At 61.6% G+C, this 16,294-nt stretch carries 12 protein-coding genes; 8 read left to right on the forward strand and 4 right to left on the reverse strand.

Features of this window, described 5'->3' with window-relative positions; genetic code table 11:
• Positions 1-39: 39 nt before the first annotated feature.
• The 3 genes from ycaO to pflB all read left to right on the forward strand — a co-directional run bounded on the left by ycaO (position 40) and on the right by pflB (position 5,354).
• Positions 40-1,800: a 30S ribosomal protein S12 methylthiotransferase accessory factor YcaO gene (gene ycaO, locus ACF2JD_RS00295; protein ID WP_429183042.1), complete on the forward strand. Its 1,761-nt coding sequence runs from the start codon at positions 40-42 to the stop codon at positions 1,798-1,800.
• A gap of 381 nt (positions 1,801-2,181) precedes the next feature.
• Positions 2,182-3,030, forward strand: coding sequence for a formate transporter FocA (focA, locus tag ACF2JD_RS00300; protein ID WP_106886983.1), 849 nt, complete (start codon positions 2,182-2,184; stop codon positions 3,028-3,030).
• Between the two features lie 41 nt (positions 3,031-3,071).
• Positions 3,072-5,354: a formate C-acetyltransferase gene (gene pflB, locus ACF2JD_RS00305; protein ID WP_025326749.1), complete on the forward strand. Its 2,283-nt coding sequence runs from the start codon at positions 3,072-3,074 to the stop codon at positions 5,352-5,354.
• A 128-nt stretch (positions 5,355-5,482) separates the two neighbouring features.
• Here the strand turns inward: pflB and phnX are convergent, their stop codons facing one another.
• From phnX to phnW, 3 genes are read right to left on the reverse strand one after another with little or no spacing between them, the layout of a single operon-like run.
• Positions 5,483-6,322, reverse strand: a complete 840-nt coding sequence (phnX, locus tag ACF2JD_RS00310; RefSeq protein WP_440986513.1) for a phosphonoacetaldehyde hydrolase — start codon at positions 6,320-6,322, stop codon at positions 5,483-5,485.
• Positions 6,315-7,712 carry an aspartate aminotransferase family protein gene (locus ACF2JD_RS00315; protein WP_440986514.1) on the reverse strand — a complete coding sequence of 466 codons (1,398 nt, stop codon included), beginning with the start codon at positions 7,710-7,712 and terminating at the stop codon, positions 6,315-6,317. The genes phnX and ACF2JD_RS00315 overlap by 8 nt, the downstream gene beginning before the upstream one ends.
• Positions 7,712-8,851, reverse strand: a complete 1,140-nt coding sequence (phnW, locus tag ACF2JD_RS00320; protein ID WP_440986515.1) for a 2-aminoethylphosphonate--pyruvate transaminase — start codon at positions 8,849-8,851, stop codon at positions 7,712-7,714. The genes ACF2JD_RS00315 and phnW overlap by 1 nt, the downstream gene beginning before the upstream one ends.
• Before the next feature lie 229 nt (positions 8,852-9,080).
• Here phnW and phnR point away from each other — a divergent pair, with 229 nt between their 5' ends.
• The 5 genes from phnR (at position 9,081) to ACF2JD_RS00345 (ending at position 15,495) form a co-directional block, all read left to right on the forward strand.
• Positions 9,081-9,788, forward strand: a complete 708-nt coding sequence (phnR, locus tag ACF2JD_RS00325) for a phosphonate utilization transcriptional regulator PhnR (RefSeq protein ID WP_290028428.1) — start codon at positions 9,081-9,083, stop codon at positions 9,786-9,788.
• Between the two features lie 134 nt (positions 9,789-9,922).
• Positions 9,923-10,942 (forward strand): putative 2-aminoethylphosphonate ABC transporter substrate-binding protein, encoded by a 1,020-nt coding sequence (locus ACF2JD_RS00330; protein WP_106886988.1) that lies wholly within the window; start codon positions 9,923-9,925, stop codon positions 10,940-10,942.
• A 270-nt stretch (positions 10,943-11,212) separates the two neighbouring features.
• A complete protein-coding gene (locus tag ACF2JD_RS00335) occupies positions 11,213-12,307 on the forward strand; it encodes a putative 2-aminoethylphosphonate ABC transporter ATP-binding protein (RefSeq protein ID WP_440986516.1) in 1,095 nt (364 codons plus the stop codon).
• Complete coding sequence (locus tag ACF2JD_RS00340; RefSeq protein ID WP_440986517.1) at positions 12,304-14,070, forward strand: putative 2-aminoethylphosphonate ABC transporter permease subunit; 1,767 nt, start codon at positions 12,304-12,306, stop codon at positions 14,068-14,070. Before ACF2JD_RS00335 ends, ACF2JD_RS00340 begins: the two co-directional genes overlap by 4 nt.
• Before the next feature lie 18 nt (positions 14,071-14,088).
• Positions 14,089-15,495, forward strand: coding sequence for an FAD-dependent oxidoreductase (locus ACF2JD_RS00345; RefSeq protein ID WP_440986518.1), 1,407 nt, complete (start codon positions 14,089-14,091; stop codon positions 15,493-15,495).
• A 114-nt stretch (positions 15,496-15,609) separates the two neighbouring features.
• Here the strand turns inward: ACF2JD_RS00345 and ACF2JD_RS00350 are convergent, their stop codons facing one another.
• Entirely contained in the window at positions 15,610-16,047 is a 438-nt protein-coding gene (locus ACF2JD_RS00350; protein ID WP_440986863.1) for a YcgN family cysteine cluster protein, read from the reverse strand.
• Positions 16,048-16,294: the final 247 nt, after the last annotated feature.

Genomic DNA, 16,294 nt, shown 5'->3' on the forward strand with positions numbered 1-16,294 from the left:
TGCGACCGAACATGAGCCATTAAAAATCAGGATATTGTGATGACCGACCACACTTTTATTCCCGGCAAGGACGCGGCGCTGGAAGACTCCATCGAGCGGTTCCAGACCAAGTTGCAGGCCCTGGGGTTTGATATCGAAGAGGCATCCTGGCTCAACCCAGTGCCCAACGTCTGGTCCGTGCACATCCGGGACAAAGAGTGCGCCCTCTGCTTCACCAACGGCAAGGGAGCCAGCAAGAAGGCGGCCCTGGCGTCGGCCCTGGGGGAGTATTTCGAGCGTCTCTCCACCAACTACTTCTTCGCCGACTTCTATCTGGGCGAGCAGGTAGCGAACGGCGACTTCGTCCACTACCCGAACGAGAAGTGGTTCCCCATCCAGGGTGACCAACTGCCTGCCGGTCTGCTCGACAGCTTCACCCGCAAGTTCTACAACCCGGATGGCGAAGTGACTGCCGACATGCTGGTGGATCTGCAATCCGGCAACGAAGAGCGCGGCATAGTCGCGCTGCCGTTCGAGCGTCAGTCCGATCATCAGACCGTCTATATCCCGATGAACATCATCGGCAACCTCTATGTCTCCAACGGCATGAGCGCCGGCAACACCAGGACCGAGGCCCGCACCCAGGGCTTGTCCGAGGTGTTCGAGCGCCACGTGAAGAACAAGATCATCGCCGAAGCCATCAGCCTGCCCGAGATCCCGAACGAGGTGATCGCCCGCTACCCCGGTATCAAGGCCTCCATCGATGCGCTGGAGGCCGAAGGCTTCCCCATCTACAGCTTCGATGCCTCCCTGGGTGGCCGTTATCCGGTCATCTGCGTGGTGCTGCTCAACCCGAGCAACGGCACCTGCTTTGCCTCCTTCGGCGCCCACCCGCGCTTCGAGGTGGCCTTCGAGCGGACCGTCACCGAGCTGCTGCAGGGCCGTGGCCTCAAGGATCTGGACGTCTTCGTGCCGCCGTCATTCGACAACGAGCAGGTGGCGGATCACCACAATCTGGAGACCCACTTCATCGACTCCTCCGGCCTCATCAGCTGGGATCTGTTCAAGCAGGAGTCCGACTTCGAGTTTGCCGACTGGGACTTCCGCGGCACCTCCCAGGAGGAGTTCGATCACCTGATCGGCATCTTCCACGAGCTGGAGCAGCCGGTCTACATCGCCGACTACGAGCACCTGGGCGTCTACGCCTGCCGCATCCTGGTGCCGGGCATGTCCGACATCTATCCGGTCGAAGATCTGCTGCTGGCCAACAACACCATGGGCGCCCACCTGCGAGAAATCATCCTGGCCCTGCCGTCCCTGGAGTGGGACGCGGAGCAGTACATGGCACTCTTTGATCAGCTGGATGAAGAGGGTCACGACGAGCGCACCCGGGTGCGCGAGCTGCTCGGCATCGCCGCCGCCAAGGGCACAGCCCTGCACACCCTGCGGGTCGGTGAGCTCAAAGCCATGCTGGCGCTGGCCGCCGGTGAGCTGGAAAGCGCGCTGGATCTCATCGACTGGACCATGGAGTTCAACCAGTCGGTGTTCCCGGCGGATCGCGCCAACTACTACCGCGCCCTGCGCGCCTGCGTCGAGCTGTTCCTGGATGAAGAGCGTGACCCCGAGCAGTACCGCCCGGTGTTCGCCCGCATGTTCGGGGAAGAGACCCTGGCCGAGGCCTGGGCCCATGCCCGCGGCGAGGCGCGTTTCCACGGGCTGGAGGCGGCCGATCTGTCCCTCTCCCAGTTCCCGCTGCATCAGAAATTGCTCGCGGCCTACGAGAAACTGCAAAAAGCCAAACGAATCCATACGTGGAACTGATATGCTAGTGTGACGAAGGGGCCTGATGGCCCCTTCTGTTTTATGGGCTACGCTTTGGCGGGCCCTCACTCAAAGATGAAATTAATAACAAAAAATACCTCTTAGGGGGTTGTCAATTTGAGGTTCATCATGTTCGGGAGGCGTAAAGGTGCATTGCCGGTGCTTTTTTTGATGAGAAAGATATAAATTCTTAAAAATCATGAAATTAAAAACAGACGCATTTCTGTTTCACCTGAAACCTGGTGTAAAGTCAAGCTTCCGGATGAAGAAAAAACCTGTAGTAAAATTACATTCACAATCTGTAATTCTTGATCGGAGTCAATTTTGGGGATCAGCCCCTTTGTTATGATTTCCACAGGCAAAATATGCAGGTACTGAGAATTGAAAGCAGAATCTCCCTTTGATTGTCTGAAGCCCGAAGCCATAGCCGCGCTGGCCGAAGACATTACCTATGCCAAGGCAACCAAGCCCGCCCACAAGGTCATTCCTCTGGCCATCACGGCAGGTGCTTTCATCGCCATCGCATTCGTCTTCTATATCACCGTCACCACGGGATCGAGCGGCATGGCCTGGGGTATGTCCAAGCTGGTCGGCGGTCTCTGTTTCTCCCTCGGTCTCATTCTGTGCGTACTGCTCGGTGCCGAGTTGTTCACCTCCACCACCCTGACCCTGGTGGCCAAGGCCGCCAACCGCATCAGCTGGGCTCAGCTGTTCAAGAACTGGGGTCTGGTCTACTTTGGCAACCTCATCGGCGGGCTCATCATAGTCGCGCTCATCATCATGTCGGCCGAATACACGGCGGCGGATGGTCAGTGGGGGCTGAATGCCATGAAAGTGGCCCAGCACAAGATCCATCACACCTTCTTCGAGGCCCTGGCCCTTGGCATCCTCTGCAACCTCATGGTGTGTCTCGCCGTGTGGATGGCCTTCGGCGCCCGCACTGCCACCGACAAGGTGATGGTGATGCTGCTCCCCGTCGCCATGTTCGTGGCCTCCGGCTTTGAGCACAGCATCGCAAACATGTTTATGATCCCGGTCGGCATCGCCATCCATGCGGTAGCAGGCCCGGAATTCTGGCAGGCCATCGGCCAGGACCCGGCATCGTTCGCCGACTTGACCGTATCCAACTTCGTCCTAAACAACCTCATTCCGGTCACCCTTGGTAATATCATTGGTGGCGGCGTCATGGTTGGTCTGACTTACTGGTTTATCTTCCGTCGCCATCATTAAGGATGGCGGCAGACACATAAATACCTTGAGAGGTAATGAAAATGGCAGAACTTAACGAACAGTTCCAAAAAGCATGGGAAGGCTTCGCGGCCGGTGAATGGCAGACCTCTGTCAACACCCGTGACTTCATCCAGAAGAACTACACCCCGTATGAAGGTGACGAGTCCTTCCTGGCTGGCGCGACCGAAGCTACCACCAAGCTGTGGGACAAGGTCATGGAAGGGATCAAGATCGAGAACCGCACTCACGCGCCGGTCGATTTTGATACCGACCTGCCCTCCACCATTACCGCTCACGATGCCGGATATATCGATCAGAGCCTGGAGCAGATCGTCGGTCTGCAGACCGACAAGCCGCTCAAGCGCGCCATCATCGCCAACGGCGGTATCAAGATGGTCAAGACCTCTTGCGAAGTCTACGGTCGTCAACTTGACCCCATGGTCGAGAAGATCTTCACCGAGTACCGCAAGACTCACAACCAGGGCGTGTTCGACGTTTACACCAAGGACATCCTGAACTGCCGTAAATCCGGCGTCATCACCGGTCTGCCGGATGCCTACGGCCGTGGCCGCATCATAGGTGACTACCGCCGTGTAGCCCTGTACGGTATCGACTTCCTGATGGCCGACAAACTGGCCCAGTTCAAGTCCCTGCAGGCTGATCTGGAAAACGGTGTCAACCTGGAAGCCACCATCCGTCTGCGCGAAGAGATCTCCGAGCAGCACCGTGCCCTGGCCCAGATGAAGGTGATGGCCGCCAAATATGGCTGCGACATCTCTGTACCGGCCAAGACCGCCAAAGAAGCCGTGCAGTGGACCTACTTCGCCTACCTGGCGGCAGTCAAGTCCCAGAACGGTGCCGCCATGTCCTTCGGTCGTACCTCCAGCTTCCTGGACGTCTACATCGAGCGTGACCTGAAGAAAGGCCTGCTGACCGAGCAAGAAGCCCAGGAGCTGATGGACCACATGGTCATGAAGCTGCGCATGGTTCGCTTCCTGCGTACTCCTGAATACGATTCACTGTTCTCCGGCGACCCCATGTGGGCAACCGAGACCCTGGCCGGTATGGGCGTTGATGGCCGTACCCTGGTCACCAAGAACAGCTTCCGTATGCTGAACACCCTGTACACCATGGGCCCGTCCCCTGAGCCGAACCTGACCATACTCTGGTCCGAGAAGCTGCCGGTCGGTTTCAAGAAGTACTGCGCCAAGGTATCCATCGAGACCTCTTCCGTTCAGTACGAGAACGACGATCTGATGCGTCCGGACTTCAACAACGATGACTATGCCATCGCTTGCTGCGTGTCCCCGATGATCGTCGGCAAACAGATGCAGTTCTTCGGTGCCCGTGCCAACCTGGCCAAGACCATGCTGTATGCAATCAACGGCGGCATGGACGAAAAGCTCAAGATCCAGGTCGGCCCGAAAACCGAAATGGTCAAGTCCGAGTACCTCGACTACAACGACGTGATGGACAGGCTGGATCACTTCATGGACTGGCTGGCCAAGCAGTACGTCGCCGCCCTGAACATCATCCACTACATGCACGACAAGTACAGCTACGAAGCCTCCCTGATGGCGCTGCACGACCGTGACGTCTATCGCACCATGGCTTGCGGCATCGCCGGTCTGTCCGTGGCGGCTGACTCCCTGTCTGCCATCAAGTACGCCAAGGTCAAGCCGGTTCGTGACGAAGATGGCGTTGCCATCGACTTCGAAATCGACGGCGAGTACCCGCAGTTCGGTAACAACGACGCTCGCGTCGATGACATCGCCTGTGACCTGGTCGAGCGCTTCATGAAGAAAATTCAGAAGCTGAATACCTACCGTGGTGCCGTGGCTACCCAGTCCGTGCTGACCATCACCTCCAACGTGGTGTACGGCAAGAAGACAGGTAACACCCCGGATGGCCGTCGTTCCGGTGCGCCGTTCGGCCCGGGTGCCAACCCGATGCACGGTCGTGATCAGAAGGGTGCCGTTGCGTCCCTGACTTCCGTCGCCAAGCTGCCGTTCGCTTACGCCAAAGATGGTATCTCCTATACCTTCTCCATAGTACCGAACGCCCTGGGCAAAGACATGGAAGCCCAGAAAGCCAACCTGGCCGGCCTGATGGATGGTTACTTCCACCATGAAGCCAACCTGGAAGGTGGTCAGCACCTGAACGTCAACGTGATGAACCGTGAAATGCTGCTGGACGCCATGGAAAACCCGGAGAAATATCCGCAGTTGACCATCCGCGTATCCGGTTATGCCGTTCGCTTCAACTCTTTGACCAAAGAGCAGCAGCAAGACGTCATCACCCGTACCTTCACCGCCTCTCTGTAATAGAATCTCGGTGAACAAAAACCGGCGCCCAGGCGCCGGTTTTTTTATGTCTGCTCTTCAGCTTCAGGCCTCAGCGGCTTGCAAGGCCGATGACAACCCAAGCCTCCCCTTCCCTCATACCGCCTTGTTCAGGGCCGCTCCCCTGCCGCCAGACGGCGGTTGATATCGGCGATAACCGGGGCGATATCGGCCAGGGTATCGATCACGTAGTGAGCCCCCGCCCCCCGCAGCTTGGCCTCAGCCGGTGCGCGCTTGGCGGCTATCTCCACCTCGCTCATGGCGGTGAATTCCTCCCAGGTGGCACCGAACTCGTTGCCGGAGACCGACAGACCTACGGTCCACATACCGGCGTTCAGCCCCTCGCTGATGCCGGGCACGGCGTCATCGACCTTGATGCAACGATGCACTGCACTCACTCCCAGCTCAATCAGGTTGGCCAGCGCCATCCAGGGGCCGGGGCGCCCGCCCGCCTTGAGATCGTCGGTGGCAACCCAGTGATCGGGGCTATAGCCGTACTCGGCTGCCGCCGGCACCAGCGCCTCCATCACCGGTCGGGGGTAACCGGAGCAGGATCCGATCCGCATCCCTTGTGCTCGCAGCGCCTCCAGCACCGGCAGCACACCTGGTATGGGGGCGGCGAAGCGGGTCACGGCGGCAATCTGCAGCGGCATAAAGGTGTGATAAATGTGGTCCACCTCGGCATGGCTCATGGGGTGGCCGAAGCGGGCCTGCCAGCGCGCATCCACCGAGGGCAGACGGCCCAGCGCGGCGATATGATCCCACTTGCCAAGGCCCATGGGCTGGCGCGCTTCCTCCAGGCTCACGGGGAAGTCATAGGCGCGGGCGAAGGCCTCGACGAAGATGGAGGTGGGGGCGAAGGAGCCAAAATCGACGACGGTGCCGGCCCAGTCGAGGATCAGCGCCTCCACGTCTGTGCTCGGGGCTACGGCAATCTGCAAGTCAGTCATGGTGATCTTCCTGTTCCGGTGAAAGGGCGATCTCGCCGAGGGCGCGATCGAGAATGGTGATGGCGCGCACCAGATCGGCGCGGGCGATATTAAGGGGGGGCGAGAGCTGGATGACGTTGCCCTGGGAGACCTTGAAGCTGAGCCCGAGTTCCAGGCAGCGGTAGAGCAACCGCTCGGCGGCCTGGCTATTGCGGGTGCGACTCTGGTGATCGACCACCAGATCCAGCGCCCAGAGCAAACCTATGCCGCGCACCTGGCCGATCAACGGGTGGCGCTCGGCAAGCGCCGCGAGTTCTGCCGCCATAAAGCGGCCATCCTCCTGCACCTTGGCCAGCAGCCCCTCTTCACGGATGGTGGCTATGGTGGCGAGGGCCGCCGCACAGCCGATGGGGCTCTTCTCATGGGTGTAGTGACCCAGCGAAATAGCTGCGGCCTGATTGAAACGGTCGCGGGTGATCAGTGCGGCAAACGGCACCACTCCGCCCCCCAGCCCCTTGCCCAGACAGATGATGTCTGGCTCGATGCCAAACTCTTCGAAGCTGAACCAGTGGCCGGTGCGACCCAGGGCATTGGGGATCTCGTCGGCAATCAGCAACACCTTGTGACGATCGCAGATCTCCCGCACCCGCTGCCAGTAGGCTTTTGAAGGCACCTGCACATCGGTGTTGCGGATGGGCTCGGCGATAAAGGCGCCAATGCCCCCCTCCTTCTCGATGACGTACTCGAGATAATCGGCGTAGTGCAGGTCATCCCCTTCCCCGCGATACCAGACGCCGCGATAACGGGTAGGGGGCGGGATGCGCTCCACCCCGGCCATCAGCGGGCCCATGCCCGCGCGAAAGCAGGCCTCGCCGCCGACCGAGATGGCATCGAGGGAGGCGCCGTGAAAGGCATCCCACAGGGACACCACCTTGCTGTTACCAGTAATAAAGCGGGCGAGCTTCAGGGCAATACCCACCACCTCGCTGCCGCCGGGGGCGAACAGCACCCGGTTGAGATCCCTGGGAGCCAGCTCGGCCAAAGTGCGGGCGCAGTCGATGGCGACCTGATGGGTGTAGCGGCGGGGGGCGAACGGCAGATCGGCGAGTTGCTGCTGCACCGCGGCCACGACGTTGGGGTGGCCGTGGCCCAGTTGATGAACGCTGTTGCCGTGAAAATCGAGGTACTGTTTGCCCGATACGCTGGTCAGCCAACTCCCCTGCGCCCCCTCAAGCAGATCGAGGCAGGGGCTGGAGAGGGCCTGATGGAGGAAGTAGCGGCTATCTTCCGCCAATCCCGCCTGCACCGCCTCGCTCTGATCTGCCCACCAGCGCACGCGTCCCTCCCCCAGATTGATGTCCCCTTCGCTGTCGGCCCGGCCGCTGCCGTGAAGAGCATTGCGCATCATCATCACGCTTCCCCTTGCCAGTAGCAGGCGCTGGCCATGGCCGCGAGCAGCTCGCGCACCCGCCCAGGGGTCACGTCGCCGATATTGCCGATACGGAAGCAATCGGCCTGGGAGACCTTGCCCGGATAGATGACAAAGCCCTGCCCCTTGAGCCGCTGATAGAAGTCGGCGAAGCGGTAGTCCGGGTGAGCCGGGGAGTAGAAGGCGGTGATGATGGGGGATTGCCACTGCTCGGGCAGTAGCGGTGCAAAGCCGAGTTCGGCCATCCCCGCCACCAGAATGCGCTGGTTCTCGCTGTAGCGCTGATGGCGGGCGGCAATGCCCCCCTCTTCATCCAGCTCGCGCAGGGCCTGGGCAAAGGCGAGCACCGTATGGGTGGGTGAGGTAAAGCGCCACTTTCCCCCCTGCTGCTCCATGGTCTGCCACTGGGCGTGCAGGTCGAGGGAGACAGAGCGAGCGCGACCGGCGCAGGCCGTCAGCGCGGCGCGACGGGCGATGACGAAGCCAAAGCCCGGCACCCCCTGAATGCACTTGTTGGCAGAGCTGATGAGAAACTCGATGCCAAGGCGCCCCATGTCGATGGGGATGCCGCCAAAGCTGCTCATGGCATCGACGATGAGGCGAATGCCGCGGCGCTGGCAGAGCTCAGCCACCTCTTCAAGGGGGTTGAGCATGCCAGTGGTGGTCTCGCAGTGCACCATGGCCAAGTGAGTGATCTCGGGGTGGCGCGCCAGCATGGCCTTGATGGCGGCAGGCTCGGGGCGGGTCGTCTCGCCGCAGTCTAGCTCGTGGTGGCGCAGGCCAAGACAGCGGGCCATCTCACCCATGCGAGCGCCGTAAGCGCCGTTGTTGATGATGAGCAGACACTCGTCGGCACCGATCGCCGAGCCCAGCACGCTCTCCACCACATAGCTGCCGCTCCCCTGCAGCAACACGGCGCTGTAGTCGCTTTCATATTCCGGGCCAGTGGCCAGCCGCACCAGCTCGCGGCGGATGGGCTCCACCACGCCGAGGTTGTAGTCCGCATCCCAGGTGCAGCTGTCTTGCAGCATGGCGGCGCGCACAGTGGCGGTGGTCGAGAGGGGGCCCGGGGTCAGCAGCAGGTAATCGACGGCGGCGGGGGCCGCAGGAATATGGGTCATGACTTCGCTCCTTTTGGTATATACCAGAATGAGCGCATTGTGGGTAACTACCCCGCCAAGGTCAAAGGGGTGGGGCCACGTGCAACAAAAAATTCATTTTCGGCGCCGGGATCGCGATAATCTAGGTAGCCTGAACAACAGGGGCAACACTGGTATCTACCAACGCATTATATCGCCTCCATTTAGCGACCGGACCTGCGCCCCAACCACTGCCCAGCCAAGGATTTTCATGAGCAAACCCCAATACCTGCAGATCAAGGATGCCCTCGCCAACCAGATCCTGGCGGGGGGCCTGACCCCCAACGACAAACTCCCCTCCGAGCGGCTGCTGGGGGAACTCTACGGCACCACCCGGGTCACCATCCGCGAGGCGCTGGTGCAGCTGGAGGCCAATGGCCTCATCTATCGGGAGGATCGCCGGGGCTGGTTCGTCACCCCGCCGCGCTTTCGCCTCAACCCCAGGCGCACCTCCAACTTTCACCAGATAGTGCGAGAGCAAGGGGGCGAGCCGCGTACCGAGCTGCTGGAAAAAAGCCGCCAGGCGGTGCCACCCGCGTTGATGGCGCAGTTGCAGCTCAAGCCGTTTGACAGCCTGTTTCTGCTCAAGCGGCTGCGCTATGCCAACGGGCGCGCCATCTGCTATTGCGAAAACCACTGCCTGCCAGAGCGGGTTCCCGGTCTGCTGGAGCTGGATCTTGCCGGCAGCCTGACCGAGATCTACCAGGCCCATTACGATCTTCACTACGCCCGCATGCAGGTGCGCTTCTTCCCCACCGCCCTGCCGGACGAGGTGGCAAAGGCGCTGGGGGCCACCGCCGGGCTACCCGCCCTGCGCCTGGAGCGACTCAACTTCGATCAGCACGGCCGGGTGCTCGACTTCGATCTGGAGTACTGGCGCCACGACAGTCTGGAGATAGAGGTGGATACCCAGAATTAGGAACAGACAAGTTAAGTGCGGCAAATCGAGTGCGGCAAAACGTCACTGAGCCGTCACCGTACCGTCATAAAGTTCCCCTAGCCTCTGCTTCGACCAATCTGGTTTATACCAAGCCAACCAAAATGGAGAAGAGGATGAAACAGGGAACCCATTTGCTGGCCGCCGCCGTGCTGGCCGCCATGACAGCCCCGGCACTGGCCGCGACCGATCTCACCGTCTACACCGCCTTCGAGCCGGAGCAGCTCGGCGAGCTGAAGACGGCGTTTGAGCGCCAGCACCCGGATATCAACATCAAGTGGGTGCGTGACTCCACCGGAGTGGTCACAGCCCGCTTGCTGGCTGAAAAAGCCCAGCCCAAGGCCGACGTGGTGTGGGGACTGGCGGCCACCAGCCTGATGCAGCTCGATCAGCAGCAGATGCTGACCGGTTACGCCCCCAAGGGGCTGGAGAAGCTCGACAGCCGTTTTCGTGACGGCAAGGCCGAGCCCCACTGGATTGGTCTGGACGCCTTCTTCAGCGCCATCTGCTTCAACAAGGTAGAGGCAGAGAAGCAAGGAATACCGGCGCCGACCAGCTGGGCCGATCTCACCAAGCCTATCTACAAGGGCAAGGTGATCATGCCCAACCCCAGCTCCTCCGGCACCGGCTACCTGAGCGTCGCGGGCTGGCTGCAGACCATGGGCGAGCAGCAGGGCTGGCAGTTCATGAACGGCCTGCACCAGAACATAGACCGCTACACCCACTCGGGCTCGGCCCCCTGCAAGCTGGCCGCCAGCGGCGAGACGGTGATCGGCATCTCCTTTGACTTCCCGGCCACCAGCCTCAAGGCCAAGGGGGCCCCCATAGAGGTGGTGTTCCCGAGCGAAGGCTCGGGCTGGGACATGGAAGCCGCCGCCATCATCAAGGGCACCCCCAAGCTGGATGCGGCAAAGCAGCTGCTCGACTTTGCCGCCACCGAGCAGGCCAACGCCCTCTACAACAAGTCGTTCGCCGTGGTCGCCATCCCTGGGGTCGCCCAACCGAGAGCGGGCTATCCGGCGGATATCAAGGGGCAGATGATCGACAACGACTTTGCCTGGGCAGCCCGCGAGCGCAACGCCATCCTGACCCAGTGGAGTGCCAGCTTCGACGGCAAGTCGGAAGCCAAGCAGTAATCCTGAAGGAGCGGTTTGTGTACCCCAGACAAACCGCTGCCAATCAACCCCTTGCCGAAGGCCAACAGGTGTTGGCCTTCGCTTTTTGGGTTTCGCTCCCAGTTTTTGTTTCACCCCCAATGGGCAGCGCCCCGCCCGTCTGCACGCGGCCAAGCCACCTGCCGAATGCCCGCCGTCATCTGACTGTCATCAAGCTGTCATCCCCCGATCACCTGACCGTCACACTTCACCGGCAAACTGGTATATACCAAATCAGTAGCGAGTCGAAACATGACCCAGCCCTATCTGGACATTCAACACCTCAACAAGCAGTTCGGTGCCTTCCAGGCCCTCAAGGGGATCTCTCTGAGCATCCATCCGGGGGAGTTCATCTGCTTTCTCGGCCCCTCCGGCTGCGGCAAGACCACCTTGCTCAGAGCCATTGCCGGGCTGGATCTGCCGGACAGCGGCGAGATCTGGCAAGGGGGGCGCAATATCTCCCTGCTGCCCCCCCAGGAGCGGGACTTTGGCATAGTGTTTCAGTCCTATGCCCTCTTCCCCAACCTGACGGTGGCCCAGAACATCGCCTTCGGCCTTGAGAATCAGGGGCTGGCGCGCGATGCCATCAAGGAGCGGGTCGATCACTGGCTGGCGCTGGTGGATCTCGATGCCCAGTCCCACAAGTACCCGAGCCAGATCTCCGGCGGCCAGCAGCAGCGGGTGGCGCTGGCCCGGGCGCTGGCGCTCTCCCCCGGCCTGCTGCTGCTGGACGAACCGTTAAGCGCCCTGGATGCCCTGGTGCGCACCCACCTTCGCAGCGAGATCCGCGCCCTGCAGCAGCGCCTTGGCATCACCACCATCATGGTGACCCACGATCAGGAAGAAGCCCTGACCATGGCGGACCGTATAGTAGTGATGGAGAGCGGCCGCATAGTGCAGGTGGGCACACCGCAGGAGATCTACCACCAGCCTGCGAGCCGCTTCGTGGCAAGCTTTGTCGGCACCATGAACTTCCTCGACACCCTGGTGCTAGGCCCCACTCAGGTGCGCCTCAACGAACAGCCCTTGACGCTCGCCAACCGGGCCGCTGCCGGCAGCAAATTGCAGGTGGCCATACGCCCCGAGGCGATCACCCTGGGCGCCCCCCATGAGCCTTATCCTGGTCAGCATGGCGTAGAAGCGCAGATCGATCAGGTAGAGTTTCTCGGCGCAGCCCAGCGCCTTATCTGCACCGCCGACACCTATCTGGGCCCGCAGCAAATTCTGGTGGAGCGCCCGACCCAGGAGCTGCCCCACCACGAACAGGGTGGCTGGCGAAGCGGCATGCGCTGCTCCCTGCACTGGCCCGCCGGGGCCATGCAGCTGTTTGAAGGGGAACGCCCATGAGCCCTCATCTCTCCACTCCGGCACTGGCAACCCCAGCACAGGCAACATCAGAACAGGCAACCCAAGAGCCCCAGCCTCGCTACCCCTTGTGGCAGCGGCTCTGCTCCGGCTGGAGCCGGGATCAGCTGCTGCAACTCCTGCTGCTTCTGCTAGGTATTGCCCTGCTCACCGGCGGCCTGCTGCTGCCGCTGCTCACCATGCTGCAAAAAAGCCTGCAAGACGAAAATGGCCTCTGGGTGGGGCTTGCCAACGTCAAAGCCTACATCGACTCCCCTCATCTGGGTCAAACCCTCGGCAACACCCTCTGGCTCGGGGTACTGATCACAGCCCTGGTGGTGACCATCGCCTTCGGTTACGCCTATGCCCTCACCCGCACCTGCATGCCGGGCAAGAGCCTGTTTCGCTTGGTAGGCCTTATTCCGCTCTTGATGCCCTCCCTGCTCCCCGCCATCAGTCTGGTCTACTGGTTTGGCAATCAGGGAGTTGCCAAGGGGCTGCTTGGGGGCGAGAGCATCTACGGCCCCATCGGCATTGTCATTGGTCTGGGCTTCTGGTGCTTCCCCCACGCCCTGATGATCCTCATCACGGCGCTCGGTCAGAGCGACGCGCGCCTCTATGAGGCGGCCCGAGTCCTGGGCAGCAGCGGCTGGCGCACCTTTGTCACCGTCACCCTGCCTACCGCCCGTTATGGCCTGCTCAGCGCCGCCATCGCCGTCTTCACCCTCACCATCTGCGACTTCGGGGTGGCCAAGGTGATTGGCGGCCAGTACAGCGTGCTGGCCACCGATATCTACCGGCAGGTGATTGGGATGCAGAACTTCTCACTCGGCGCCGTTGCCAGCGTTACCCTGCTGTTGCCGGCGCTGCTGAGCTTTGCGCTGGAGCACAGGGTACGCAGCAAGATGCAGGAGCAGAGCAGCACCAAGGCGGTGCCCTATCAGCCCAAACCCCATCGGCTGCGGGATCTGTTGGCGCTCGGCTGGTGCACTCTCTGGGCCCTGCTGTTTCTGGCGCTGGTCGGGATGGCCGTTTATGGCTCACTGGTGCAGTTCTGGCCCTATAACCTTGGGCTGACGCTGGATCACTACGCCTTTGACAGCAACAGCGTCTACGGCTGGCAGCCCTTTACCAACACCTTGCAGTTGGGCCTCTATACCGCCCTTGTGGGCACAGTGCTGGTCATGGTGCTGGCCTGGGCGCAGGAGAAGGGGCGCCACTTCGCATGGCTTCGCCAGTTGTTGCATCTGCTCGCCATGCTGTCGCTGGCGGTGCCCGGCATGGTGCTGGGGCTGGGTTACATCTTCTTTTTCAACGGCAATCCGCTGTTTGGCAGCCTCCATGGCACCCTGCCGCTCATGGTGCTCTCCTGCGTCATCCACTACTACACAGTGGGCCATATGACGGCGCTGACCAGCCTGAAACAATTGCCCAGGGAGCTGGAGCTGGTGGCCATCTCATTGCGCATTCCACTCTGGAAGGCGTTCTGGCGCGTCACCCTGCCCGCCTCCCTGCCTGCGCTCTTGGAGATCTTCATCTATCTGTTCGTCAACGCCATGACCACCACCTCGGCGGTGATCTTCCTCTATTCGAGCGACAGCGTGCTCGCCTCCATCGCCGTGCTGAACATGGAGGATTCCGGCGATACCGCCGCGGCCGCCGCCATGGCCACCCTGATCCTGCTGGCCGCCGCCACCGTCAAGCTGCTCCAGCTCTTTTTGAGCCGCGCCCTGCTGGATCGCACCCAGCGCTGGCGCCATCAATAACATCTTCAAGGAGTCATCATGTCCACTCGCCCCTTTTGGCTGGCTGAGGCCCTGGCCACCGAACAACCCGCCCCCTCCACGCCCCTTCAAGGCCAGCACGAAGTGGATGTCTGCATCGTCGGCGGCGGCTTTACCGGACTCTGGAGCGCTATCGCCCTTAAACAGGCCGAGCCTCACTTGCGCATCCTGGTGCTGGAAAAAGATCTGTGTGGCAGCGGGGCCTCCGGGCGCAACGGCGGCTGCCTGCTCACCTGGTCAGCCAAGTACTTGACGTTAAAGCGCCTGTTTGGGGAGGAGCAGGCCGCCTGGCTGGTGCAAGGCTCCGAGCAGGCGGTATACGAGATCGCCCGCTTCTGCGCGGCGCATCAGATAGAGGCGGAACTGAGGGTCGAGGGCACCTGCTACACCGCCACCAGCGAGGCCCAGCGGGGTCTGATGGAGCCGGTATTGCGGGAACTAAAGCGAGCGGACCTTAACCAGTGGCAGGCGATTGAAGAGGATAAACTGGCGAGCCAGAGCGGCTCCCACGTTCATCTGGAGGGGCTCTACAGCCCCCACGCGGGCTCGGTGCAACCGGCACTCTTGGTGCGCGGCCTGCTGCGGGTGGCACGGGAACTCGGGGTCGAGGTGTATGAAGGCTCCCCCATGCAGCGCCTCGACGCAGGCCAGCCTGTGCGGGTGCAAACGCCGCAGGGTGAGGTGCGTGCCCGCAAGGTGGTGCTGGCCCTCAACAGCGCCATGACGGCGCACTTTCGCGAGTTTCGCCGCAGCATAGTGCTGGTCTCCTCGGATATGGTGATAACCGACCCGGCGCCACAGGCACTGGCCGCCCAGCAACTCGCGCACGGTCGCTCCGTGGTGGATGGCCGCACCTTCGTGCACTACTACAGATCCACCCCGCAAGGGCGGTTGATGCTGGGCAAGGGGGGCAACACCTTCGCCTTTGCCAACCGCCATCTGGCCGAGTTCGATTCCCCCAGCCGTTATCTTGCCCCCCTCACCCGCACCCTGCGCCGCTTCTTTCCGGCCCTTGCAGAGGTGCCCGTCGCCGCCAGCTGGTGCGGCGCCTCCGATCGCTCGGTGGATGGCCTTCCCTTCTTCGGCCACTGGCGCGCGCAGCCCAACGTCGTCTATGGCCTCGGCTATTCGGGCAACGGAGTGGCCCAGAGCTGGATGGGCGGTCAAATACTGGCGGCCCTGGTGAGAGATGATGTGCGGGAAGCGGATAAACCATGGCGCGAATGCGCCCTGGTGAGCGGCCCGCGCGGCTATTTCCCGCCGGAGCCCTTGCGCTGGCTGGGGGCCATGGTGGTACGCAACGCCATCCGGCGCAAGGAGCGAGCGGAAGATGAAAACCGCCCTGTGGCCTGGTATGACAAACAGCTGGCCCGGTTGGCGGATGCGGCGGGCAAGGCGGACAAATAGACGCCTTCACTGCGCTTAGGAAAAAGCCAGAAAGCCGAAGAGGCAGGAGAGTGTGAGTCCCCTGCCCCTTCGCAGTTGGTACGGCTCGCGGCTGGCCGGATAGACAGGCTGGCGTTAGCTGGCCCAGGTGATGATGTGATCTATCCAGTCGCCGGCATCCACCTCGTGCACCACCTTGCCGCGCACCGACTGACCGGCCTGGTGCATGGCACTGCGGCTGCCGGTGATAAGCGGATGCCACTCAGGCAAACTCTGCCCCTCCGCCAGCAGGCGGTAGGCACAGCTCGATGGCAGCCAGTCATATTCGGCAATCTTGTCGTGGGTGATCTGCAGGCAGTCCGGCTCTTTCTTGAAACGGTTGCCGTAGTCGGAGCACTGGCAGGTCTTGGTATTGAGCAGGTTGCAGGCCACGTTGGTGAACACCAGCTCCTCGGTGTCCTCGTCGATCAGCTTGTTCAGGCAGCACTTGCCGCAGCCATCGCACAGGGACTCCCACTCCGTCATGGTCATCTGTTGCAGGCTCTTCGCCTGCCAGAAGGGGGCGGTCTGCACTTCGTTTAACTGCGGCACTTTTTGCTGCATGGCAATGGGCTCACTCAATACGCTGACAAGCGCGTGGTTATACGCCTTATGGTCCGATTTTTCAAGGTAAACGGGGAGATGCCAGAGAATCGGAAAGGTCAGAAACTGCGGTTAAACGTTGGGCTTCGCTACGCTCAGCGCCAACCTACAACGCCTGTAGGTTGTGGCTGAGCCTGCGAAGCCCAACATACGAGATTAAACCAAGTACACGGTTACA

It is taken from the genome of Aeromonas ichthyocola, assembly GCF_046087985.1.
GTDB classification, from domain to species: domain Bacteria; phylum Pseudomonadota; class Gammaproteobacteria; order Enterobacterales; family Aeromonadaceae; genus Aeromonas; species Aeromonas rivipollensis.